Consider the following 23,611-nt stretch of genomic DNA (forward strand, 5'->3'; position numbering starts at 1 on the left):
AATCGGACTCGGAGATCCTCAGAATGGCGCCCGCGCCGAGGCGGTTGAGCCGTGATCGCAACTCGGCAAGAGTAAGGTCTACGCCCATCAGCGCCGCCGCATCTTCAGACTGCGCTGGACTTCTGAAGGGTGCCTATGCCCAACAATGTATAGAGCGGGCGGTACGAGAAGAATGACGTAGCAGTCAGGACGAGCGCGAGGGACCCGGCGACCAGCCAACCTGCCCCAAGCGCGCCGTCCTTCACGATATAGGCGATCAAAGCCAAACCGATGATGATCCGGAAATACTGATCAATGCGTCCGACATTAGGTGTCATGGCAATGTGCCTCCTCGTTCCGGCCGCATACTGAACACGCTCCAACGCGCTGCCTTGATCATGGTCAATTGCACAGTGCGGCCGTCACAACCATCGAGATCGATCTGGCGTCGTCGATGTGTCGGCACCTGCGTGGACCGCACCGTTCATATGACGATCTCATGAATGATCTAGCGCAAGGATATCCGGCTCGTGCCTGCCTAGAATGCGCCACCATGAAAGCAACAATCGTCAGAGAACTCGGACAGCCCGACATTCTGTTGCCGTCGCTGGTTGCGGAAGGGCTGGCCGCGAACGATCGCATCAAGCTCCGCTTGAGTGCCCTTCAGGCTGCCGTTCAGCATGCCAGGGCTCCACATCGCGCCGTCGCCGATCTCACGATCGAAAGCCGGGCAGCGGGACTTGCGCCAGCCATGCTGGCAACGCTGATCGGCGGCGCTCATCTGGCAGGGGGCAGCAAGATTGTCGCTCCCGGCCTCGCGCCGTTGCTCAAGAGCATCGAAGGCGACGCAGAAACCATGATCCGCGCGGTCACCGCCGGTGATCCGACCGAGGGCGAGAAGTTCAGGATACGGCTCGGCACCATTCGAGCGGCCGGTCATCTCGAAGCGTCGACCGAAATCGAAATTGCCCGCATCGGGCGCCTTACCGGCGTCACGCAGGACGACGCGGACGGCCTTCATCGGCTCGTCATGGACCTGCATAAGGCCCTGAACCAGCTCGCCGCAAGTCGCTCCGAGGAGATCGTAGCGGGCGCCCGTGTCTTCGGGCTCCAGAAGGAGGATCGTGCACCGGTCGAAAGCTTCATGCGCGGCGTCAATGAGACCCGTGCCCTGAAGTTCAACCACCCCGGCCTCGAGGCCACAGCGGTCCGCTCGGGCGATCGCCTTGTGATCCAGAATGACATCGGCACCACTGACGCACATGTTGTCGTCATCGCGATCAGGGGCAATGCGGTGACGGTCACCTACACCGACGTGCACCGGTCGCGCGCCAAGTTCTTCGTGTCGCTGTTCGACGGGTTTTCGCTCAAATGGAGCGGTCTGGACCGGCACTCCGCCGCAGGTCTGGAGGAGGAGAGCGCGTTCTTCCTGGTCACCGGGCTGCTTGAAGCACCCTCTGCAGCGGATCGCGACGCCTTCCTGACAGCGATTGGCGGGTCGCTGGTCTTCTTGATCGACTGGAACAAGGCGCGAAAGCTGCTGCGCAACTGGGTCTCGAGGGATGATGCTGCCCGCATACTCGAATGGGCCGCCCGGCACAGGATCGGCCACCGCGCGTTCCTGGAGCTCGGCGGCGGTGAGCTGCTCGGCGCCGCCGTACGCAACGCGGCCCCAGCCCGGATAGGCTTCGGCGAGCGACTGGACCAGGTGCTCGGTCGAGATGCGGCGATCGACCTGCTGAAGGCGACGTTGCGGGTTTCGGCCGACGTGCTGCTCGCCGGGCAATCCTTCAGACTGGCGCGCGACCGTGTCGGCGCGGAAGTCGTCCAGCATCTCGAGCGTGTCGACCGCACGCTGCTCGCGGTGGTGCTGCGCCAGATCGGATTGGCCCAGGACCTTGCCGTCGCCGTGTCGCGCCACATCGGCGATACGAAGGCCGATACGCACGCCGGAAAGCAGCTTGCTCTCCGGGCCGGTCGAATTGAACAGAAGGCCGACCGGATTGCGATTGAGGCGCGCGGAGAGATCGCGCGCCTCAATGCCCGGCCACTCATTGGCGAGCTGGTCGATTGCGTCGAGCAAGCCATCGACGAGCTCGAGCAGGCTGCCTTTCATCGCCTCGCTGACACGGGAAGCCGCCGACACCGCGCTGCAATCGGCGCTGGTCGCGCTGTCGTCGATCTCGGTGACTGCGACCGAGGTGGCGGCGTCCGGACTTGCCGCAGCAGCGGAGGTGCAGGAAGGCCGGCGCGCCGATTCCGATGATGCGCTTGCTGCAGTGGCCCGCCTGATCGACGCCGAGCATGCGGCCGATGCCCAGGAGCGTGACATTACCGCGCGCGTCCTTGCCGGCGGTCTCGACGTGGCCGCGTCGCTTGCCGCACTGGAGTTGGCCCGCGCCATCGAACGATCCACCGATCGGCTCGCGAGCTTCGCACACATCCTGCGGCGCTACACGATGAATGATCTCTCGATCTGAGGACGAACTGCCATGAAGATCGTAAGAATTGGCGGTCAATCGCGTGAGCTGCCGTCTGCGGAAGAAGTCGGCGCGAAGGCGACAAACCTCGCACGTATGGCGGCGCTCGGCCTGCCGGTCCCACCCGCCTTCGTGCTACCCGTCAGGCTTTGCGCGGACGTCGTTGCCGGCAAGGCCCATGCGACCCGCAATCTGCGCGACGGATTGGCGGAAGGCATCGCTTTCCTCGAGCAGGCGACCGGAAAGTCGTTCGGAGATTCCCGCAAGCCATTGCTGGTCTCGGTGCGATCCGGGGCCGCACGGTCGATGCCGGGCATGCTGGACACCGTGCTGAACGTCGGCTGCACATCGACAGCCGTGCGCGGCTTGATCCGTGGGACCGGTCGGCCTCACCTTGCGTGGGATTGCCGCCGACGCTTCTTGGAGTGCTATGCCGAAACGGTGGCAGGGCTCGACCCTGCTCCGTTCGAGGCCCGGCTGAACGAATTGATCGCCGCGGAGGGCGTCGAGAGCGACCGCGATCTCGACAGCGAAGCGCTGGAGCGACTGGCGTCTGATGAACGAAAGGTGCTGGAAGACGACGATGATGGCTGGCTCGAGGATGCCGGCACTCAGCTCGAGCGTTCGGCCCGCGCCGTCTATCGCTCATGGATGAGCGAGCGGGCGCAGACCTACCGCCAGCTCGAACGACTGGGGCACCTCCATGGAACCGCCGTTACCGTGCAGGCGATGGTATTCGGCAATGGCAGTCCGTCGTCGGGTGCCGGCGTGGCATTCTCGCGCGATCCTTCGACCGGCGCGCCAGCAGCCGTGATCGATGTGCTGTTTGACGCCCAGGGCGAGGACGTCGTGTCGGGCCGTCGTACCCCCGATACGGAGGCTGCACTGGCTCGCGTGCTTCCCGCCATCGCGGACGAACTTCGTTCCATCCTGAAACGGCTGGAACAGGAGTTCCGTGAGGTGCAGGACGTCGAATTCACCATCGAGAACGGTAAACTGTGGATCCTTCAGACCCGCTCGGCCAAGCGGACGCCCCGCGCGGCGTTGCGAATCGCGATTGATCTCGTGCACGAGGGACTGATCACCCGCGAACAGGCGCGGGAGACGATCGCAGGCATCGATCTCGCTACGCTCGTCGAAACATCGCTGCTTCCAGCACAACCCGCCATCACGGCGGGGATCGGTGCTTCCGGCGGAATTGCCGTTGGACGAGCGACCTTCGACTCCGGTACGGCACAACGCCTCGCTGCCACCGGCGATCCCGTCATCTTGATGCGGCCCGACACCAGCACCGCCGATATTGCCGGCTTCGCTGCCGCGGCCGGCATCGTGACGGCGGCTGGCGGCCGCACCGCGCATGCCTCGCTGGTTGCACGCCAGATGGGCAAGCCGTGCCTGGTCGGGTGCCGTGAGCTTCGCATCGACACCGGCGCCCAGCGCGCGCAGATCGGACAAGCCGTCATTGCAGCAGGCGACTGGGTCACGGTTGATGCCAACGAGGGCTGCGTTTATCTGGGCCGCGGCGACATCGTCACGCGCCGGCCCGAAGCTGAACTGGCCGAGGTTTCAGGCTGGCAACAGCCGCACGCGCTGAAGCAAGATGCGACCTCGTGAGAACGCGAGCGCACAACGTTTTGAGTCGGCACACGCGGGCGCGGCGCATCATGCCGCCGCCAGATCAGGCCTGCGGCGGTGCCCCGATTCGTCCGTTATCAGCGCCTACTCCGCTCCTCGCCCCACGCTGCGAGCGGACGCCGCCAACGCCTCATATCCGGCCGCGATCTTCATGAAGTGCTCGCGAGTGGCCTGATCCTGATATCGTCCCGCCTGACGCCTCGTCCGCTCGGCGCGGGACTCCCAGTAGGCCGCGTCGTCCTGCGGCCCTCTGACGGGCGGTTTCCTTTGCACTGCCCCGGCGGCCTCCTCCGCCGGTTTGCCCGACGGCTGTGGGTCCGCAGCAGCCTCGCGCCCGCATCGCTTCGACCGACGCCGCTTCGTATGTTCCGAGCGCTTCACGACAACCTCCGAATTGATAGCTATCCCGCAGCAGCACGGGCCCACAAGCCATGCAGATCAGTCCATCGCCGGCTCGGAGACCACAGCGCGTTGCTGGAATTGGTCGTATGCCTCCAGCGCGTCGGCGGCATACATCAAGGAAGGTCCACCGCCCATGTAGATGGCCATGCCAAGGGCCTCCGCGACCGCCCGGCGATCAACGCCGAGCTTGACCAGCGCCTCAACATGGAAACCGATACAGCCGTCGCAGCGGGCGGCGACGCCGAGAGCAAGCGCGATCAATTCCTTGGTCCTGGTGTCCAGGGCACCGCTTTTCGTTGCCGCCTGCGCTAGGGCCGAGAAAGCTCGCATGGCCTCAGGAATATCGCGGCGCAGATCGCCGAGATTGCCGGAAATATGCTTGCAGATGTTGGAATAGTCTTTTCTCATATCAATCCCAGTCTTCGGCATTAGGGTTAGCCAAGAAAGGGCGGACCTGCTGACGGGCGATTCGTCAAGGACCGCGCTTCGTCCAACGCAGCCCAGGGACACGATCCAGCCTGAAGGACATGCGTGTTCGGCCTGCAAGGATGCGCATCATCTGACGCGCACTTTCGCTGCCGTTCATTGCGCCAGATCAAGCCAGGCGGACTTTCTCGGCTTGCATCGGACCACGGCTGCGCACAGCGCCGCATCGACGACGCCATGAAACTCGACCAGCATGTCGTCGCCAGTGGTCTTCCAGCATGTCGTCGCCAGTGGTCTTGATGAGGCGGCTGAAGCCGACCATGTCGGCGGCGAGGATCGCAGCGAGCCGGCGTACTGGTCCTGGCACGTCCATCCGAACGATCTGCCCGGTTGCCTCACTGGCACCCAGCAAATCCCACGACGTCGCCCGAGCCGCCGCAGCGGCTCCGCTGGAGCCATCGGGAGTACCTTGGCGGGGCGGCCTGACGGCGTCAGGCCGCCCCGCCGGCCGCCTCAGAGCATCCCGAGCGCCTGCATATAGGTCTCCAGGATGGTCTCCTGCTCCTGGCGCTCGTTGGCATCCTGCTTGCGCAGACGCACGATGGTCCGCAGCGCCTTGACGTCGAAGCCGTTGCCCTTGGCCTCGGCGTAGACGTCGCGGATGTCGTCCGAAATGGTCTTCTTTTCCTCTTCCAGCCGCTCGATGCGCTCGATGATGGACCTGAGCTGGTCCTTGGCAAATCGCGTTGCGGGCTCTTCCTGAACGGCGGCAGACGTGGTGGCCATCGCGTACTCCTGAAATGGCAATGAAATGTCGCGCGAATACGCGCCACGCGCACCGCTTGCTGCGGGCGACCCTCGATTTTGGAGCCGGCTCCGTCAAGGAAACATCGCGCTCATCCACAGCGCGCCCACAAGAGATGCGAGCGCCGATGGAACTGACGTCACACAGATCGGGAATTAGTGCCCGCTTTGGGCCTTCTTCATCGCCGCGAGCTGGTCCGGCGTCGCGCTGCCCTGATACTTCGCCTTCCACTCCTCATAGGGCATGCCGTAGACCGCCTCACGGCTCTCGTCCTTGCTCACCGCAAGGCCCTTGGCGTCGGCCTCTTCCTTCATCCAGTTGGACAGGCAATTGCGGCAGAAGCCGGCAAGGTTCATCAGGTCGATGTTCTGCACGTCGGTCCGGTTGCGCAGATGACTGACGAGACGCCGAAACACCGCAGCCTCAAGTTCCGTTCTCGTTTTGTCGTCAATGCTCATGATCGTGATCCCGGTGTGTGACGCTCACCATATTGATATCAGGTGGGAATTGTCACAGATTTTGCCACATCGACGCGCAATACGGACCTGTCCGGCCACACTTGCCGCGATCCCACAGCGCGGGAGACGGGCACCCGCCCGTTGACAGTGCCTGCCGGGCACGCGAAATCCTCAATGATTTGATATAGCTTCGCCGCATGAGCCCAACAGATTCTCTCGCCTCAGCTCCCCGCATCATCCGCCTGATCATGGCCGGTCTCCCGCCGGTGCTGGGGCTTGTCGCGGCCTGCCTGTGGACGAGCCCGGCGGCCGCCGATTTCCGGCTCTGCAACAACACCTCAAGCCGCGTCGGGATCGCGCTCGGCTACAAGGATGCCGAGGGCTGGACCACCGAAGGCTGGTGGAACGTATCGTCGCGGACCTGCGAGACCTTGCTCCGCGGCAATCTTGTAGCGCGCTACTACTACATCTACGCTCTCGACTACGATCGCGGCGGCGAATGGTCCGGCCAGGCCTTCATGTGCTCGCGCGACAAGGAATTCACCATCAAGGGGACCGAGAATTGCCTGGCGCGGGGCTTTGACCGCACCGGCTTCTTCGAGGTCGACACCGGCGAGCAGCGTGCATGGACCGTCCAGCTGACCGAAGCCAACGAACAACAGCCGCAGAAAGTACCGGGAATGCCGGGCGGCGTGGCCCCGGGAAGCCCCGGGGCGATGCCGGGCCTGCCAAACCCGCCGCCGGGCGCAACGCCGCCGGGCGCGCCGGGTCTGCCGCCAGCCGCAACGCCGCCCGGAAACAAACAATGAGACGACTGCGTCGAATCAAGATCCTCGCAACGCTCGGCCCGGCCTCCTCAGACAGCGCGATGATCCGCAAGCTGTTCGAGGCGGGCGCCGACGTGTTCCGCATCAACATGAGCCATACCCCGCATGACAAGATGCGGGAGCTGGTGAAGACCATCCGCAACGTCGAATCGAGCTACGGCCGGCCGATCGGCATCCTGGTCGACCTGCAGGGGCCGAAGCTGCGGCTCGGCTCGTTCGCGGAAGGATCGACCCAGCTCAAGAACGGCCAGAGCTTCATCCTGGATTCCGACAAGACGCCGGGCGACAACAGCCGCGTCCAGCTTCCGCATCCGGAAATCCTCGCCGCGCTCCGCCCCGGCCACGCGCTGCTGCTCGACGACGGCAAGGTGCGGCTGATCGCCGAGGAGACCTCGCCCGAGCGCGCCGTGACGCGCGTCGTGATCGGCGGCAAGATGTCGGACCGCAAAGGCGTCAGCCTGCCCGACACCGATCTTCCCGTGTCCGCGATGACGCCGAAGGACCGTGCCGACCTCGAAGCTGCGCTGCCGGAGGGAATCGACTGGGTGGCGCTGTCCTTCGTACAGCGGGCCGAGGACGTGATCGAGGCCAAGAAGATGATCCGCGGCCGCGCTGCCGTGATGGCCAAGATCGAGAAGCCTCAGGCGATCGACCGGCTCGCCGACATCATCGATGCGGCGGACGCGCTGATGGTGGCGCGCGGCGATCTCGGCGTCGAGCTGCCGCTGGAACGGGTGCCGAGCCTGCAGAAGCAGATGATCCGGATGGCACGCCGCGCCGGCAGGCCGGTGGTGGTCGCAACCCAGATGCTGGAGTCGATGATCCAGGCGCCGGTGCCGACCCGCGCCGAAGTCTCCGACGTCGCCACCGCGGTCTACGAAGGCGCCGACGCCATCATGCTGTCGGCGGAGTCCGCCGCCGGCAAATTCCCGGTCGAAGCGGTCTCGACCATGAACCGCATCGGCGAAGAGGTGGAGCGCGATCCGACCTATCGCAGCGTGATCAATGCGCAGCGCGTCGATCCCGAGGCGACGGTGGGCGACGCCATTGCCGATGCCGCGCGGCAGATCGCCGAGACGCTCGACCTGTCGGCGATCATCTGCTGGACCTCCTCAGGTTCGACCGGCATCCGCGTGGCGCGCGAGCGGCCCAAGGTGCCGGTGGTCGCGATCACGCCGAACCTCGTCACCGGCCGCAAGCTGTCGGTGGTGTGGGGCGTGCATTGCGTGGTCGCCGAGGATGCGCACGATCTCGACGACATGGTCGACCGCGCCGGCTCGATCGCATTCCGCGACGGTTTTGCCAAGGCCGGCCAGCGCGTCATCATCGTCGCTGGCGTGCCGCTCCGCGCCCCCGGCACCACCAACATGCTGCGCATCGCCTCGGTCGGGCCGAACGGCGACGCGCAGCTGTAACAGGCGTCTTCGCGATCAGCCCTGCAACGATGCCTCGAGCGTGATCTTGGTGTTGAGCAGCTTCGACACCGGGCATCCGGCCTTGGCCTTGCCCGCCAGTTCCTGGAACGTCGCGTTGTCGGCGCCCGGGATCTTGGCTGACAGCGTCAGGTGCACCGCGGTGATGGCAAAGCCGTCGGCGACCTTCTCAAGCGTCACGTCGGCCCTGGTTTCCATATGCTCGGCGGTAAGCTTGGCTTCGCCGAGGATCAGCGACAGCGCCATCGTGAAGCAGGCGGCATGCGCCGCGCCGATCAGTTCTTCGGGGTTCGAGCCAGGTTTGCCCTCGAAGCGGCTGGCGAAGCCGTAGGGGTAATCGGCGAGCGCGCCGCTCTTGGTCGAAATCGCGCCCTTGCCGTCCTTGATGCCGCCCTGCCATTTGGCCGAACCATGGGTCGTCGTCATGCGTTGCTCCCTGAGCTTGGTTGAACCGGGCCACGAGCCTACAACGCCAATGCGACGGAAGTGTTCGCCGCGCTCGGACGTTAAGCGCCGACCAGCGCCTTCGCCGGCGTCGTCGCCTGCACCACAAGACCACGGGCGCGCGCATCCATCACGCCGACCGCGCGCAGCGCGAGCAGCGTCACGGTCTGCACCGCATCACGCAGCTTGATCGGATCGTCGAGATTGCTTGGCGCCAGCGGGCCGACCAGCGCCTCGTGCAGCGCGCCGAGCAAGGCAGTGGCGGCCAGCGCCGTGTCCTGCGCCGGCAGATGGCCGGCGCGCACGGCCGCATCGATGCGCATGGCGAGCTCGCCGGAAATATCGCGGCGGCTGGCGAGGCGAGACGCCGTGACGTCGACATCGACCGGCTCGGCGAGGATGCCCCAGGCGAGCTTGCGCTGCGACAATACATGGACCGCAATCGTCGTCACCGCGGCAGCGAGCGCCGAGGATGGTCCAGGCGCTGCGTCGGCGGCACGCCGGATTGCGGACAGCTCGTCACGCGAGACTTCCGTGATCAATTCCGAGATCAGCTCGGCCTTGGACGGGAAATAGCGATAGACAGTGCCGGCCGCGACATTGGCCCGCACCGCGACGGGTGCGATCTGGACCGCCGCCATGCCGCCCGCCGCCGCAGCATCGCGCGCTGCCGACAGGATGGCGCTGCGCCGGGCAGCCAGCCGTTTCACGACCTGATGTGTTCGCCGGTAGACCATGGCGTTCCGTCCCCCACCGTGTGCCCGGGCCCGGCGCCCACCGGCAGAACACACGCGTCTTCAATGTTTTGAACGATTGATCCCGCAATCGCCTGAAGAAGTGAACAACTATTCAGACCGAATGACAAGCTGGAATTGTAAGGATTTTGCGACAGCCGGATGCCACCTCGGTTGCGCGGCGGCTGCTCCGGCCCATGGACGCGTGGGGCGGAGCGGAATTCGGTGACATCTCGCCAGCTGCCGGCATCTCACGCGTTCCGATCGGGCCTTCCGATGGTCAATGGCGAGCTAACGTGGTCGCTCGCAATCGAGACATCTGGTCTCGCCCGGAGCCGCGAGATGGGGCGGCATTTACCGGAATTTATCGGAAGCCGTGGTCGAGTGCGCCGAACGTCGCCTGTGGCGTTGCCTTGATGTCCCCGGCCGAGCCAAGAAAGCGCATGTCACTGTCCGTCACCAGCAACGCGAGCAGCCGTAGCGCCGCGCGAGGATTAGTGCCGCTGTGTGCCGCCGTGGGGGCCTATCTGTTCTATCTGTCCGCAGGCGAAATCCTGCTGCGCGATTCCGACACGGAGTGGCAGATCAAGGTCGGACAGTGGATCCTCGAACACGGCGCGCTGCCGACATCGGACGTGTTCTCCTTCACTCGTTTCGGCGAGCCATGGATCTCGAGCTCGTGGCTGTCGCAGGTGGCGTACGCCCTCGTCTATGGCGGCGATTGGGCCGGGGCGGTGATCCTGACCTCGATCGCGATCGGCGCGACGGTTGCGATCTTCCTGCATCTGCTCAGCCCGTATTTCGATCCCGCGCGCGCATTCCTGATCGCGGCGCTGGCGCTGGTTCTATCGACGATCCACTTCTTCGCGCGGCCGCATGTGTTGGCGCTGCCGGTGTTGCTGGCGTTCATCGGTGGCTTGATGGCGTCAGCGGATCGCCGCACTTATCCATCATGGTGGCTGCTGCCGCTGATGACGCTGTGGGCCAATCTGCATGGCGGCTTCGTTCTCGGCCTGACGCTGATCGGTCCGATCGGACTTGAGGCGGTGTGGAGCGCGGAGCCCGGCCGCCGCCGTCAGCTCGTCGTGCGATGGGGATTGTTCGGCATCGCCGCGCTGGCCGCGAGCTGCGTGACGCCCTACGGCTGGAACAGCCTGCTCGGCGCGACCAAGATCCTCAGCCTCGGCAAGCTGCTGACGCTGATCGGCGAATGGATGCCCGCGGATTTCAGCAAGCCGAGCTTCTTCGAAGCCACCCTGCTCGGCCTGATCGGCCTCATCTGCTATCGCGGGCTGACCCTGTCGGTGCCGCGGATCCTGCTGCTGCTCGGGCTGGTCTGGATGGCGCTGAGCCATATCCGCAACATCGAGGTGTTCGCGTTCATCGCGCCGCTGGTGCTCGCGAAGCCGATGTCAGAACAATGGGGGATGGCGGTCGTCACCGCCGCCCGCTTCGAGGAACGCCGCTCCCTCCCCGTCGTCACGATGCTGGCTGCCGTCGCGATGGTGATCGGGGCGTGGGTGACGACGACGACTTTCGTCGCGCAGCATGAGTTCAAATTCCTTCCGGCATTCTGGCCCGCTGCGGCGGTCGACGTGCTCCAGCAGCACAAGGCGCAGCGCGTGTTCAATACCGCGCCGTTCGGCGGCTATCTGGTGAGCCGCGACATCAAGGTGTTCATCGACGGTCGCGCCGAGTTGTATGGCGAGCAATTCGTGCTCGACTATTACGCCGCGCTCGACGCCCGCGACACCGGCCAGCTGCTGGACCTGCTCGACAGATACCGGATCGACGCCACGCTGCTGAGCTCGGGCTCTCCGGCCGGAAACGTGCTCGACCACCTCAAGGGCTGGAAGCGGCTCTACAAGGACGACGTCGCCGTCATCCATGTGCGGTCGGACGACAAGGCCGCCGCGGCGCCGGCGGCCGGGAGCTCGAACTAGACTGATGATAGAAGGCGCGCGCGCCATGTCATTCTTCCGTCATTGCGAGCTAAGCGAAGCAATCCATCGGACCGCATACGCGGAACGATGGATTGCTTCGTCGCTTCGCTCCCCGCAATGACGCCGAGAGACGAGCGGCGGGCCTCTCAGTTCCCCGTCTGAAGCTCCCCGAAGCGATCCCAGGTCTTGCCGTTGAAGCGCATCAGCTGCATCTGGTCGACCGGCACATGGTCGACCGAGGACGTGTTGACCTTGATGCCCGGCAGCAGCATCGGCAATTCCAGATCCCTGATCGCGAACGCCTGCCGCAGAATGTTCTCGGTCGAGAGATCGTCGCCGCAGGCCTTCAGCACCGCCTCCAACGCCATCGCGCTGTTATAAGCGTTGACGTAGTTGGTGTCGTGCTGATCGCCTTCAGGCAGGTATCTGGTCATGAAGTCGCGCCAGCCCTTCATGCCGGGATCATCCTTCCAGACCGGATCGTCCGGATCCTTCACATAAGCCGTTGAGATGATGCCGGTGCCGGCTTCGACGCCAGCCGGCTGCATCACGGTCGAGATCCATACCGCAGTGTTGGACAGGAAAGTCATCGGCCGCCAGCCGATCTCGAAGGCTTTGCGGATCGACTGCGCGGCGAATTTCGGCGTCGCCGCGATCACAAAGACGTCGGCATTGGTGGCCTTCAGCTTGACGATCTGCGAGTCGATCGTCGGGTCCGATATCTCATAGGTCGCAACGGTGACGAGAGAATCATACTTGTCGCCTAGCACATCCTTGATACCTGCAAGATAGTCGCGGCCGTAATCGTCGTTCTGCGAGATCACCGCAAATCGCGCGTTCGGATTCTTCGCCAGCGCATAGCGCGCGTAGAGCCGCGCTTCGTAGCGGAACGGCGCCTGCACGCCCATCGTCGCCTGCGGGAATTGCGCAATGTCGCCGAACTTCGAGGCGCCGGAGGCCAAGAACAGCTGCGGGATGTTCTTGCCCTGCAGATACTTTGCGATCGCCGTGTTGTGCGCGGTTCCGATCGAAGAGAAGATCAGCGCGACCTCGTCGCTCTCGACGAGGCGGCGCGTCTGCTCCACCGTCTTCGGCGGAGCATAGGAATCGTCCAGCGAGATGAAGTTGATCTTGCGGCCGTTGATGCCGCCGTGCTCGTTGAGCATCCTGAAATAGCCGGCCTCGCCCTTGCCCAGCGCGCCGAACGCAGACACCGGCCCGCTATAGGGCATGGTCTGGCCGATCCTGATTTCGGTTGATGTGATGCCACGCATCTCAGCGGGGAATGAAACGGCAGGCAGCAGCAGGAACGAAATGGCGCCAAGCGCGCCGAATGCCTTGCGCATCGGCCTCCCCCTCTTCCTTGCCGCGCTTCTCGGACGACGCGGCCGTGCCGTTTGACGACTTGGCATGAAGATGCCACGGCGCCCCAATGGAGGCCAAGCACATTCGCCGCGGCGATCTCAGCGCTGGCCGCGTTCCTTGACCGGGATCACGAATTTCAGGCCCGACCAGACCGCGTCGACGGCGCAGACCTTGACGTCGATCAAGCCGCTCGCAAGCCCGGTTTCGCGAACCACCACATCGGTGAGATCGGTCGCGACGCCTGAGCTCTTCTTCGGCCACGACACCCAGATCATGCCGTCAGGCGCGATCGCCTCCCGGTAGCGCCGCAGCCTGGCCGAGAGCCCCCTGGCCTCGGCAGCGAAAAGATGCACGGCATCGAGTGGCGCCCGCGCGGTCTTCGCGATCCGCAGGTCGGCCGGCAGCTCGCCGACGATGTCGCGGTAAGGAACGGACAGCCCGTCGACAAAAATGCAAAAGCCCGGCTTGAGGCCGAGCTTTTGCACAATCGGTTTGCCGGACGTGCCGGCCATGGCGAGGCTTATGCCTGCGGCTGCGGTTCCATCCCGGTGTCCGGATCGGGACGCGGACGCGGCTTGCCGGCCGGCGGCACCGCGGACGCGCGCGGACCGATCGGCTCCAGGACCGACTCGCGGCTCGGCTTCTTGCCGTTCAGCAGGTCCTTGATTTCATCGCCGGACAGCGTTTCGAACTCCAGCAACGCCTTTGCCAAGGTTTCGAAATCGACCTTCTTCTCCGTCAGGATACGCCGCGCAGTCTCGTAGCCTTCTTCAACCAGACGCCTGACTTCGGCATCGATCTTCTGAGCCGTCGCTTCCGAGATACTCTGCTGGCGTCCCATCGACATGCCGAGGAACACCTCTTCCTGATTGTCGCCATAGGCGACGGTACCGAGTTGGTCGGAGTAACCGAGCTGCGTGACCATGGCCTTGGCCATCTTGGTCGCCTGCTGGATATCGCTCGACGCGCCGGACGTGATGTTGTCCTTGCCGAAGGTAATCTCCTCGGCGACGCGCCCGCCCATGGCGACCGCGAGCTGGGAGGTGAACTCCTTGTACTTCATCGAATAACGATCACCCTCAGGCAGGAACTTGACCATGCCCATCGCACGGCCGCGAGGAATGATCGTCGCCTTGTGGACCGGAATGCCGGCCGGGACGTTGAGGCCGACGATCGCATGACCGGCCTCATGATAGGCCGTGAGCATCTTCTCTTCCTCACTCATGACGAGCGACTTGCGCTCGGCACCCATCATCACCTTGTCCTTGGCCTCTTCGAACTCGGCCTGCGTCACCATCCGCTTGTTGCGACGCGCGGCAGTCAGCGCCGCCTCGTTGACGAGGTTCATCAGGTCGGCGCCGGAGAAGCCCGGGGTGCCGCGCGCGATGGTCTTGAGGTTGATATCCGGTGCCAGCGGCACCTTGCGGACGTGAACCTTCAGTATCTGCTCGCGACCACCGACATCCGGGTTCGGCACCACGACCTGACGGTCGAAGCGGCCGGGACGCAGCAGCGCGGGATCGAGCACGTCGGGACGGTTGGTCGCTGCGATCAGGATCACGCCTTCATTGGCCTCGAAGCCGTCCATCTCGACCAGCAACTGGTTCAGCGTCTGCTCGCGCTCGTCATTGCCACCGCCGAGACCGGCGCCGCGATGACGGCCGACCGCGTCGATTTCGTCGATGAAGATGATGCACGGCGCATTCTTCTTGGCCTGCTCGAACATGTCGCGGACGCGGCTTGCGCCGACGCCGACGAACATTTCAACGAAGTCCGAACCGGAGATAGTGAAGAATGGCACATTGGCTTCGCCCGCGACCGCACGCGCGATCAGCGTCTTGCCGGTGCCGGGAGGGCCGACCAGCAGCACGCCGCGCGGAATGCGTCCGCCGAGCCGCTGGAATTTGCCGGGGTCGCGGAGGAATTCGACGATCTCCTGCAGATCGAGCTTGGCTTCGTCGACGCCGGCAACGTCCTCGAAAGTGACGCGGCCGTGCGCCTCGGTCAGCATCTTGGCGCGCGACTTGCCGAAGCCCATCGCCTTGCCGGCGCCGCCCTGCATCTGCCGCGACAGGAAGATCCAGACGCCGATCAGCGCGATGAACGGCAACCAGGAGACCAGCAGCGAGACGAACCACGGCACGTTGTCGCCGGGCGCCTTCGCGGTGATCTGCACCTTGGCGTCATAGAGCCGCTTCACGAGCGTCGGATCGCTCGGCGCGTAGGTCTGGAAGCTCGTGCCGTTGTTGAAGGTGCCGTGAATCTCGGGCCCCTGAATCACGACGTCGCGGACATGGCCCTGATCGACCTCAGTGAGAAGCTGCGAGAAGGAGATGTCCGATGACGACGAGCGTTGGCCAGGATTCTGGAAAAGCGTGAACAACGCCAGCAACAGCAGGACAATAATGACCCAGAGGGCGAAATTCCGCAGATTGGCGTTCATGGTCTTCCTTCGGTGGTCGCGCGGATCGCGGCCTCTCTCTATCCTTGGGCAGGGTCTGTGGGAATCCCCAGGGAATCCATCCCGTCGATGCCCTACAATCTAGGTGCCGCTGGGGTCGATGCCAAGGGAACCACGCACGACTATTTACCGCATCCTAGCGCGATTCCCGGTCAAAAAATGACGCAGAATCCGGTGTTTTTCCGGGGTGGTTAAGCCGCCTTGCCGGATTATGACAACGGTTGAAACAATCGAACCCGGCTCAGCGGGAACGTGCCCGGCGGGGCGGCGCCGGGCTGATCCTGATGCGGCCGGAAGCGACGCTGATCACGGCTCCGGCAAGCGTCTGTTTCAGCTTGGATTCGCGTGGTCCCAAGGCCCCATCCAGGGCCTGATCGACCGCGGCGAGCAGGGCTTCGACCTTGCCGAGTTCGGCCGGCCCTTCGTGTCCCGCGCGGTCGATGGCGCGCTTGAGCAGACGGAGGCGGATCTCGTCCGGCATCACTGCGAACAATGCGGCGTCGAAGCCCGCGTCGGGGTTATCCTCGCTTTTCAACGCAAGATAGCGCTCGGCGCCATCGACCAGCACCTCCAGCGCGGCGTTGGCGCGCGCGATCCGCGCGGCGAGCCGCGCCAGGTTCCGCGCGTCGCCGCCTTCCTCGGCCAGCAGCGGCATCAGCGCGCGCAGCCGTGGGCGCGTGAAGGACGGATCGCGATTGGTCGGATCGTCGGCAAAGCCGATGCGCGCCTTCTGCAGCGTCGCGATCAGCTGTGCCTTGGAAATATCGAGCAGCGGTCGGATCAGTCGAATGCCGTCGCGCTCGGTCTCGCGCGCCATCGCCGAGAGGCCCGCGACGCCGCTGCCGCGCAGCATCCGCATCAACAGCGTCTCGGCTTGATCGTCACGGGTGTGCGCGGTCAGGATATGGGTGGCGCCGTACTTGCGCGCGGCTTGCGCGAGCAGGCGGTAGCGGGCCGCGCGCGCGGCTGCCGGCACGCCGGCCCCGGGTTTCGGTCCGCTCCAGCGCAGCGTCTGATGCGGCAGGTCCAGGCTTCGCGCCAGCCGCTTGACGTCGCGCGCCTCGCGGGCCGCTTCAGGACGCAGACCATGATCGACGGTGACCGCCACCAGCCGCGGTCCTTGCGCGAGAGCGCGGCGCCAGCGCGCGGCGAGCCACATCAGCGCGACTGAATCGGGACCGCCCGACACCGCGAGCACGATCGCCGGCGCGCGCACGAGGCCTGCGAACAGGCGCTTGGCGTCCCTTGCCGGGATGGCGGATTGGTCGTCAGGCATCGCAGAACCAGCGGATCGCGGGAAGGCCGGAAGCGGCCTCCCTGCTGGTTTAGCACTTCACGCGCTTCTGCTCGCGGTCAACCGCAGCCTTGACCCCGCCGGAGGCGCGCGGGTACTTCCGGGCGATCTCGCCGAACGCGGCGCAGGCGGCTTCCTTTTCCTTCAGCGCCGCCAGCGACTGGCCGAGCCGCAACAGCGCGTCGGGCGCCTTCGCGGACTTGTCGAACTTGGTGGTCACGCCGAGGAAGGTTTCCGCAGCGTCGCGATATTGCTGGCGCTGGAAATAGCTCTCGCCGAGCCAGTATTGCGAGTCGGCCACCAGTGGATCGGTCGGATATTTCACGGCGAAGTTCTTCATCGTCTCTTCGGCGAGCGCGTAGTCCTTGCGCTGCATGTAGCCGATGCCGAGGTCGAATTCGTCCTTCGGTGTCGCCGACGGCGGCAAGGTGGTCAGCGCCGCGCTCGCGCCGGGGGCGCGCTGCGGGCTGGTGTTGCCAAGCTCGAGCGGCTCGCCGGCCCCGCGGCCGCCGGGCGCACCGACCGCCGCCTCATTCTGCATCGGCATCTGGCCGCCGCCACCGAGCACACGCGGGGCGCCGGGGGCATTCGGGTTCTGGGTCGGATCGAAGGCGTCGCCGCGTCCACGGCGGCCTGGAGCCGCTGCCGGTGGCGGCTCCTGTACGATCGGCTGGGGCGCAGCGATCTGCTGCTGGTCATAGCCACCTTGCGGTTGCCGGCCATAGCCTTGCTGGGGCTGCCCGTATCCCTGTTGCGGCTGGGCGTAGCCCGGCTGGACTTGCGGGTAAGCCTGCGGCTGCTGTGCCGGAGGCACCGCCGCGACATTGGGTTGGCCGGCCGGAGCCTGTCCAGGAGCGCCGCCCGGCTGGCCGCCGAGCTGGCGCAGCCGCTCCTCGAGCTGGCGGTTGCGGTACTGCAACTCCTCGTTCTGACCGGTCAGCTGCCGCAGCTGGTTTTCAAGCCGCTCGATCCGCATCTCGGCATCGGAATCGTCGGATTGGGCAAACACTGGTGCAGAAACGGCGAACAGCGCCGCGATCGCCGCGGCGGAGGAAAGAAAATGAAACCTGGATGACATTTTGCCCTGACGACGAGATCGACGTGAAAAGCGAGCGACATTGAGGGACGGAGTACGCCGGAATTGTGACTGGCAGTTCAAATCCGGGATAGCGTCTCAAGACAGCGTCGCTGACACCGGTTTAGTACGGACGCTGGAACAAGCAAGCGGCCAATTGCACGCAGCCTCGTCCATCTTGATGAAAGCCGGTTTGTGCCTTCGCGCGGCCAAAACAAAACCGGCGCCCGAAGGCGCCGGCTTGGAAAACCCATCCAGGATCGCGTCAGGAGCTGGCGTTCAGCACGGTGACGGCGCGACGGTTCTGCGACCAGCAGGAAATGTCGTTGCAGACCGCGACCGGCCGCTCCTTGCCGTAGGAGATGGTGCGCATGCGGCTCGGATCGATACCGCGCGAGGCGAGATAGGCGCGAACCGACTGCGCGCGGCGCGCACCGAGCGCGATGTTGTACTCGCGCGTGCCGCGCTCGTCGGCATGGCCTTCGATGGTGAAGGAATAGCGGTTGTAGGTCTGCAGCCACTGCGCCTGCTTGTCGAGGGTCGCGGTCGCCTGCGGGCTGAGATCGGTCTGATCGCTCTCGAAGAACACGCGGTCGCCGACATTGACCACGAAGTCCTGCTGGCTGCCCGGGGTCGCGGCGCCCCCAATCGCACCATTGGCGTCCAACGGGTTCTTGTTGGCGCAGGCACCCATCGACAGCGCCACCGCCAGAACCGCAACCAGCTTCATACCCTGGAGATATTTCATTCCCGGAGCCTCCACGCTCACGCTCTTCGTACTACCCAATCGGTCTACAGGGCGATGGTTAAGCGAACGTTCCGTCAACCTTGACGAGACCTTGCTGGACCCCATCAAATGCCAGGCAATGCCGGAAAGCGCCCCCGATGGTTAATGGGTGGCAAATGTGGCGCGATGGTGAAGGGAAGGCAAGGTTCGCGGGAACCGGCCGCTTTTGCAAGACAATTTGGTCCGCGGGCAACAGCCGGCCAACGTCAGATCGATGCGAATGCCGGTTTTCTCAGGGATTCGGCACGATCGACGCGCGCTCGAACGGCCGGACCATACCATCGGGCTGCAATTGGCCTTCCCGATCGAACAGCATCCGGCGCTCGAAGGCACTCGAGCGCAGGAACGGATAGCGGGCCAGCACGCGTTCCCGCACCGTCGGCAGATGCGACGCCATTAACCCGACCGGCTTCACGAGCCCCGGGTAGAGGCGCGGCTCCGACCAGGTCTCGTGCAGGAACACGCGCCGGTAGAACGCCATGTGCTCGGGCCGGACCGGCGCCAGGCCGTAATCGGCATTGAAATGCACGCCCGCGGTCGAGCCGAGCCGCACCGTGACATAGGGCAGTTCCGGATTGTTCCGCGCCTTCTCGGGGTCCGCGACGAAGCGCGTCGAATCGATGAAGACCAGCCCCTGATCGAGTTTCGGCAGCAGCACATCGCCGAACACGTCGAGCGTCGGCGAGGAGCGCCACTCCGGTGTCACCACCGTGATGCGGATCGAACTGCAGAGCTCACCTTGCAGATAGACGCCGAACACCCAGGCATTCGGCGCATCATCGAACGCATCGACCACACGCTCATCTGCCGAGGGCCGGATCGCGCCCTCGCGCAGATAGGCGCGGTAACGCAGCCGGTAGATCTCGTCTTTCTGTTCCGGGGTCTGAGCGAGGCGGTAGTCGACTTGATCGAGAGGGTCCGCAAGCCTTCCTGTCGCGGGCTTAATGGCTTCGGCCGCGGACCTCATGCGGTACTCCCCTAACAACCCAACAACTTCAACGCGCGTGCCAAAAAGATTAACAGCTTCTTAATTTTCGTCAAAGCAATCGAGGCAATACGGTTAACTTCCGACCGCAAGGCTGCATTTCAAATCGTGCGGTCGAATGTTCCCACAACTATCGATTGAGCCTATTGCGCTGGATCAAGCAATTGAGCGCGAGGGAACCACTTGCAGCTGCTCATCGGTCCGCCGGCCATGCGACGCATTGAGCAGCTGGCGGATGCGGACCGCGGGAACCGGCCGGCTGAACAGGTATCCCTGGGCTTCGGTCACCGCGCCGTCGGCGCTGATCAGTTCGAGCTGCTCGTTGGTCTCGATGCCCTCGACCACGACCGACATGCCGAGGTCCGCCGACAGCCGCGCCACGCCGCGCAGCAGGGTCAGCGGCCGATCGCTGTCGATGCCTTCGAGGAAGGAACGGTCGATCTTGACCTTCTGCAACGGGAAATTGTGCAGGTAGCTGAGCGACGAGTAGCCGGTGCCGAAATCGTCCAGCGAAATCCGCACGCCGAGCGAGCGCAGTTGCGACAGCACGTCGTGGGTCAGCTCGGTGTTGTGCAGCAGCGAGGATTCGGTGATCTCGATCTCGAGCCGGTGCGCCGGCAGGCCGGAGACCTCGAGCGCGTAGCGAACCTCGCTCAGCACGTCGCGCTGGTGGAACTGCTGCGGCGAGAAATTGACCGCGACGCTGACCGCCTCCGGCCACTTCATGCATTCCATGCAGGCCTTGCGCAGGATCCAGCGGCCGAGATCGACGATCAGGCCCATGTCCTCAGCGACCGGAATGATGTCGACCGGAGAGACGGTGCCGCGCGCTGGATGGTTCCAGCGCAGCAGCGCCTCGCAGGTGCTCACCTTGCCGGACTTCAGATTGATCAGCGGCTGATAAAACAGCTCGAATTCCTCGTTGGCCAGCGCCTTGCGCAGGTCGAGCTCGAGGATGCGGCGGGCCTCGACGGTTTGCGCCATCTCGTCGCGGAAGAAGCAGAAGGTGCCGCGGCCGTCGGCCTTGGCGCGGTAGAGCGCCATGTCGGCGTTCTTCAGCAACGTGTCGGCGCTGACACCAGGCGCAGTCATCGCGATGCCGACGCTGGCGCCGATCTCGACCAGGTGGTTGTCGATCTTGTAGCGCTCGCTGAGGCGGTCGACGATGCGCCGCGCCAGTGCGGCGGCGTCCTCGTGCGATTGGATGTTCTGCTGGAACACGACGAACTCGTCGCCGCCGAACCGCGCCACGAAATCCTCCGGACGCAGCATCTCGCGCAGCCGCTCGGCGACCGCGCAGAGCAGCTGGTCGCCGCAGGGATGGCCGAGCGTATCGTTGACCTGCTTGAACTGGTCGAGGTCGACGAACAGCAAGGCGGAGCGGTGGTCGCCGCGCTGCATGGCGAGCAGCCGGCCGATCTCGTCGCGGAAATTGACGCGGTTGGGCAGCGCAGTCAGTTCGTCGTAACGTGCGAGGTGGCTGATCCTCGCCTCGGCGTCCTTGCGCTCGGTGATGTCCTCGACCAGCACCACCATGCCGCCGCCGACCATCGGCTGGAACGTCCAGTCGAGCGAGCGGTTCTGGGCCGGATCGGGATCGCTGGTGACGATGTCGCCGCGCTGCGAACTCTCGATCTCGTAGAGAATCTGTTGCGCGGCCGCGACCGAGATCACGCCGGACAGCACGCACGCATTGCAGATGTCGGTTGCGCTGGCGCCGCGCTGCACGAAGTCGTCGGACAGCTCCATCATCTCGATGAAGCGGTGGTTCATCACCGCAAGGCGTCCGTCGGCGCGGAACATGCACAAGCCGTGCGGCATGTTGTTCAGCGCGGTATCAAATTGATGCGCCAGCGCCGCCTCGCGCTCCTTGGCGATCCAGGCATTGACGTAGATGCGCTGCAGGCTCGTGGTGAGGTGGCGGATGGCGCTGAAGAATACCAGGCTGAGCAGCGCAAGCGCGATGTGATAGGGACCGCCGACATACATCAGCGCGGCGATCAGGGGACCGATCGACATCAACAGATGCAGATGGAAAATCTGCGGCCGGCCGAAGGTCCGTCCGACCCCCGCCGAGGTATAAGCGACCACCGTGGTCACGCAGAGCATATGGGCTGCGGCATCGTTGGTAGTGACCAAGACGGCAGCGCCCCACAGGCCGAGCGCAATGCCGTAGGCGAGGCTGCCGATCCGGTAGCGCTTCTCCCACGTCACGGATTCTTCGACGGTGAGCCGGGAATTGCGCTGCTGGTAGCGGTACATCTGCCACGCGCGCGCCAGACCGACCACGATGAACAGCGGCACGCACAGCCAGGACAACAGATTTCCGGTGACGAACGCAATCACGGCGCCCGCGATCGCAGGGCCGAAAGCGCCGAAGATCATGGGCGCAGGGTTCATGAACAGGGAATCGACCAGCGCCGCGGAGATCGTCGGCGACATCGACTGGTCCGGTTCTCCCGTCTGACTTGCAAACTGCATTGTGAGAGCGCATGTCCTTTTCAGCTCGCACTCTTACTGGTCGCTGGTGAAGTCTTTCTGAGGGAATATCGTTAGCGAGTCCTTGCAATGGACCGCCAAAGGCCGGAATACACCATTAAATTCAGTGCGCTAGATGATAAGCGCCGACGGCTACCGTGGTTCCCCGTGGCCGTCGACGAAAGCTCATGACAACAGCGGCGACCAGGCGGGATCGGAGGCAAAACCCGGGGTCGGCACCCGCAGCTCGTTGCGCCCGGAGACGTCGATGGTGAACAGCGACGGTCCGCTGTTACCGCCCGGATCGCGGAAGAACATCACGACGCGCCCGTTCGGCGCAAACGTCGGACCCTCATTGTGGAAGCCCGAGGTCAGGATGCGCTCGCCCGAGCCGTCCGGCTTCATGATGCCGATCGCGAACTGCCCGCCGCCCTGCTTGGTGAAGGCGATGTAGTCGCCGCGCGGCGACCACACCGGCGTCGAATAGGTGCCGTCGCCGAACGAGATGCGCTGCGCCTGGCCGCCGGTTGCCGCCATCACATAGATCTGCGGCTTGCCGCCGCGATCGGACTCGAAGCACAGCCGGGTGCCGTCGGGTGCGTAGGACGGCGAAGTGTCGATCGCCGGCGTGTCGGTCAGCCGCGTCATCGACTTCGAGCGCAGATCCATCACGAACAAATTGGAGTTGCCGCCCTGCTGCAGGCTCATGATGACGCGCTGGCCGTCGGGCGAGAAGCGCGGCGAGAACGACATGCCCGGGAAGTTGCCGACGATCTCGCGCTGGCCGGTCTCGATGTTGAGCAGATAGACGCGCGGGTCGCCCTGCCCGAACTCCATATAGGTGATTTCCTGGGTCGACGGCGAGAAGCGCGGCGTCAGCACGAGATCCGAGCCGCGAGTGAGATAGCGCACATTGGCGCCGTCCTGGTCCATCAGCGCGAGCCGCTTGACGCGGCGATCCGCCGCGCCGCTCTCGTCGACGAACACGACGCGGGTATCGAAATAACCCTTCTCGCCGGTCATGCGCTCGTAGATCTGGTCGGAGATGATGTGCGCGATGCGGCGCCAGTATTCGGCCGAGGTGTCATACTGCTGGCCGGCCAGCTGCTGGCCGGTGTTGACGTCCCAGAGCCGGAATTCCGCCTTCACGCGGCCGCTGCCCTGGCGCGTCATCCGGCCGGTCACCAGCGCCTGCGCGTTGATGCTCTTCCAATTGTTGAAGTTCGGCGCCGCGTCGATGTTGATCTGCTTCTCGAGATAGGCGGCCTGATCGATCGGCGCGAACAATCCGCTGCGTTTCAGATTGTTGGTGATCACCTGCGTGACGCCGACGCCGACTTCGGCATCGCCGGGCGTGCCGGCAGCGAAATTCGGAATTGCGATCGGCACCGGGGCAAACTCGCCTCCTGGAATCTGAATCTGCTTGCGCCCACCCTCCTGTCCGATGGCTTGACGGAAGGGGCCGCCAGCCAGCGCTCCAAGCGCGGCCATGCCGGAAATCATCTGTCGGCGGTTGAGGCGATCTCTCATCGCGCACCAATTATTCTTGTCTGTCATCGTCGGTAGACTTTGGTTGATGTTGGCAAAAGCATCGCCGCTA

The 23,611-nt window shown here is 64.7% G+C and carries 19 protein-coding genes and 1 pseudogene; 5 read left to right on the top strand and 15 right to left on the bottom strand.

Annotated features, from left to right (window positions below; all coding sequences use genetic code 11):
• Positions 1-104: 104 nt before the first annotated feature.
• On the bottom strand, positions 105-317 hold the full coding sequence (locus JQ507_28595; GenBank protein QRI68814.1) for a DUF2892 domain-containing protein: 213 nt from the start codon (positions 315-317) through the stop codon (positions 105-107).
• A 215-nt stretch (positions 318-532) separates the two neighbouring features.
• Between JQ507_28595 and JQ507_28600 the strand changes: the two are divergent.
• A pseudogene (locus JQ507_28600) lies at positions 533-2,459 on the top strand (hypothetical protein).
• 12 nt (positions 2,460-2,471) lie between these two features.
• Positions 2,472-4,073, top strand: a complete 1,602-nt coding sequence (locus tag JQ507_28605; GenBank protein ID QRI68815.1) for a pyruvate, phosphate dikinase — start codon at positions 2,472-2,474, stop codon at positions 4,071-4,073.
• 459 nt (positions 4,074-4,532) lie between these two features.
• On the opposite strand, the gene JQ507_28610 is transcribed toward JQ507_28605, so the two are convergent.
• From JQ507_28610 to JQ507_28620, 3 genes are all read right to left on the bottom strand, one after another.
• A complete protein-coding gene (locus JQ507_28610) occupies positions 4,533-4,904 on the bottom strand; it encodes a carboxymuconolactone decarboxylase family protein (GenBank protein ID QRI73563.1) in 372 nt (123 codons plus the stop codon).
• A 531-nt stretch (positions 4,905-5,435) separates the two neighbouring features.
• Positions 5,436-5,708: a DUF2312 domain-containing protein gene (locus tag JQ507_28615; GenBank protein QRI68816.1), complete on the bottom strand. Its 273-nt coding sequence runs from the start codon at positions 5,706-5,708 to the stop codon at positions 5,436-5,438.
• Positions 5,709-5,882: 174 nt separating this feature from the next.
• Positions 5,883-6,185 (bottom strand): DUF1244 domain-containing protein, encoded by a 303-nt coding sequence (locus JQ507_28620; GenBank protein ID QRI68817.1) that lies wholly within the window; start codon positions 6,183-6,185, stop codon positions 5,883-5,885.
• Between the two features lie 197 nt (positions 6,186-6,382).
• Between JQ507_28620 and JQ507_28625 the strand changes: the two genes are divergently transcribed.
• Both JQ507_28625 and pyk read left to right on the top strand, forming a co-directional pair.
• Positions 6,383-6,994 carry a DUF1036 domain-containing protein gene (locus JQ507_28625; protein QRI68818.1) on the top strand — a complete coding sequence of 204 codons (612 nt, stop codon included), beginning with the start codon at positions 6,383-6,385 and terminating at the stop codon, positions 6,992-6,994.
• On the top strand, positions 6,991-8,427 hold the full coding sequence (gene pyk / locus JQ507_28630) for a pyruvate kinase (GenBank protein QRI68819.1): 1,437 nt from the start codon (positions 6,991-6,993) through the stop codon (positions 8,425-8,427). Before JQ507_28625 ends, pyk begins: the two co-directional genes overlap by 4 nt.
• 15 nt (positions 8,428-8,442) lie before the next feature.
• Here pyk and JQ507_28635 read toward each other — a convergent pair whose 3' ends face one another.
• Both JQ507_28635 and JQ507_28640 read right to left on the bottom strand, forming a co-directional pair.
• Positions 8,443-8,871 (bottom strand): OsmC family protein, encoded by a 429-nt coding sequence (locus tag JQ507_28635; GenBank protein QRI68820.1) that lies wholly within the window; start codon positions 8,869-8,871, stop codon positions 8,443-8,445.
• An 80-nt stretch (positions 8,872-8,951) separates the two neighbouring features.
• On the bottom strand, positions 8,952-9,626 hold the full coding sequence (locus JQ507_28640; protein ID QRI68821.1) for a TetR/AcrR family transcriptional regulator: 675 nt from the start codon (positions 9,624-9,626) through the stop codon (positions 8,952-8,954).
• A gap of 440 nt (positions 9,627-10,066) precedes the next feature.
• Here JQ507_28640 and JQ507_28645 point away from each other — a divergent pair, with 440 nt between their 5' ends.
• Positions 10,067-11,566, top strand: a complete 1,500-nt coding sequence (locus tag JQ507_28645) for a hypothetical protein (GenBank protein ID QRI68822.1) — start codon at positions 10,067-10,069, stop codon at positions 11,564-11,566.
• 146 nt (positions 11,567-11,712) lie between these two features.
• On the opposite strand, the gene JQ507_28650 is transcribed toward JQ507_28645, so the two are convergent.
• From JQ507_28650 to tolB, 9 genes are all read right to left on the bottom strand, one after another.
• Positions 11,713-12,912 (bottom strand): ABC transporter substrate-binding protein, encoded by a 1,200-nt coding sequence (locus JQ507_28650; GenBank protein QRI68823.1) that lies wholly within the window; start codon positions 12,910-12,912, stop codon positions 11,713-11,715.
• Positions 12,913-13,029: 117 nt separating this feature from the next.
• Entirely contained in the window at positions 13,030-13,443 is a 414-nt protein-coding gene (locus JQ507_28655) for a DUF3052 domain-containing protein (protein ID QRI68824.1), read from the bottom strand.
• A gap of 8 nt (positions 13,444-13,451) precedes the next feature.
• Complete coding sequence (gene ftsH, locus JQ507_28660) at positions 13,452-15,374, bottom strand: ATP-dependent zinc metalloprotease FtsH (protein QRI68825.1); 1,923 nt, start codon at positions 15,372-15,374, stop codon at positions 13,452-13,454.
• Between the two features lie 259 nt (positions 15,375-15,633).
• Complete coding sequence (gene tilS / locus JQ507_28665; protein ID QRI68826.1) at positions 15,634-16,668, bottom strand: tRNA lysidine(34) synthetase TilS; 1,035 nt, start codon at positions 16,666-16,668, stop codon at positions 15,634-15,636.
• 49 nt (positions 16,669-16,717) lie between these two features.
• Complete coding sequence (gene ybgF / locus JQ507_28670; protein ID QRI68827.1) at positions 16,718-17,764, bottom strand: tol-pal system protein YbgF; 1,047 nt, start codon at positions 17,762-17,764, stop codon at positions 16,718-16,720.
• Positions 17,765-18,026: 262 nt separating this feature from the next.
• Positions 18,027-18,509 carry a peptidoglycan-associated lipoprotein Pal gene (gene pal / locus JQ507_28675; protein QRI68828.1) on the bottom strand — a complete coding sequence of 161 codons (483 nt, stop codon included), beginning with the start codon at positions 18,507-18,509 and terminating at the stop codon, positions 18,027-18,029.
• Between the two features lie 271 nt (positions 18,510-18,780).
• Positions 18,781-19,515 carry a hypothetical protein gene (locus JQ507_28680; GenBank protein QRI68829.1) on the bottom strand — a complete coding sequence of 245 codons (735 nt, stop codon included), beginning with the start codon at positions 19,513-19,515 and terminating at the stop codon, positions 18,781-18,783.
• 174 nt (positions 19,516-19,689) lie between these two features.
• Positions 19,690-22,014 (bottom strand): EAL domain-containing protein, encoded by a 2,325-nt coding sequence (locus JQ507_28685; GenBank protein QRI68830.1) that lies wholly within the window; start codon positions 22,012-22,014, stop codon positions 19,690-19,692.
• A gap of 183 nt (positions 22,015-22,197) precedes the next feature.
• Positions 22,198-23,541 carry a Tol-Pal system protein TolB gene (gene tolB, locus JQ507_28690; protein QRI68831.1) on the bottom strand — a complete coding sequence of 448 codons (1,344 nt, stop codon included), beginning with the start codon at positions 23,539-23,541 and terminating at the stop codon, positions 22,198-22,200.
• Positions 23,542-23,611: the final 70 nt, after the last annotated feature.

This window comes from Bradyrhizobium sp. PSBB068, from assembly GCA_016839165.1.
In the GTDB taxonomy this organism is placed as follows: domain Bacteria; phylum Pseudomonadota; class Alphaproteobacteria; order Rhizobiales; family Xanthobacteraceae; genus Bradyrhizobium.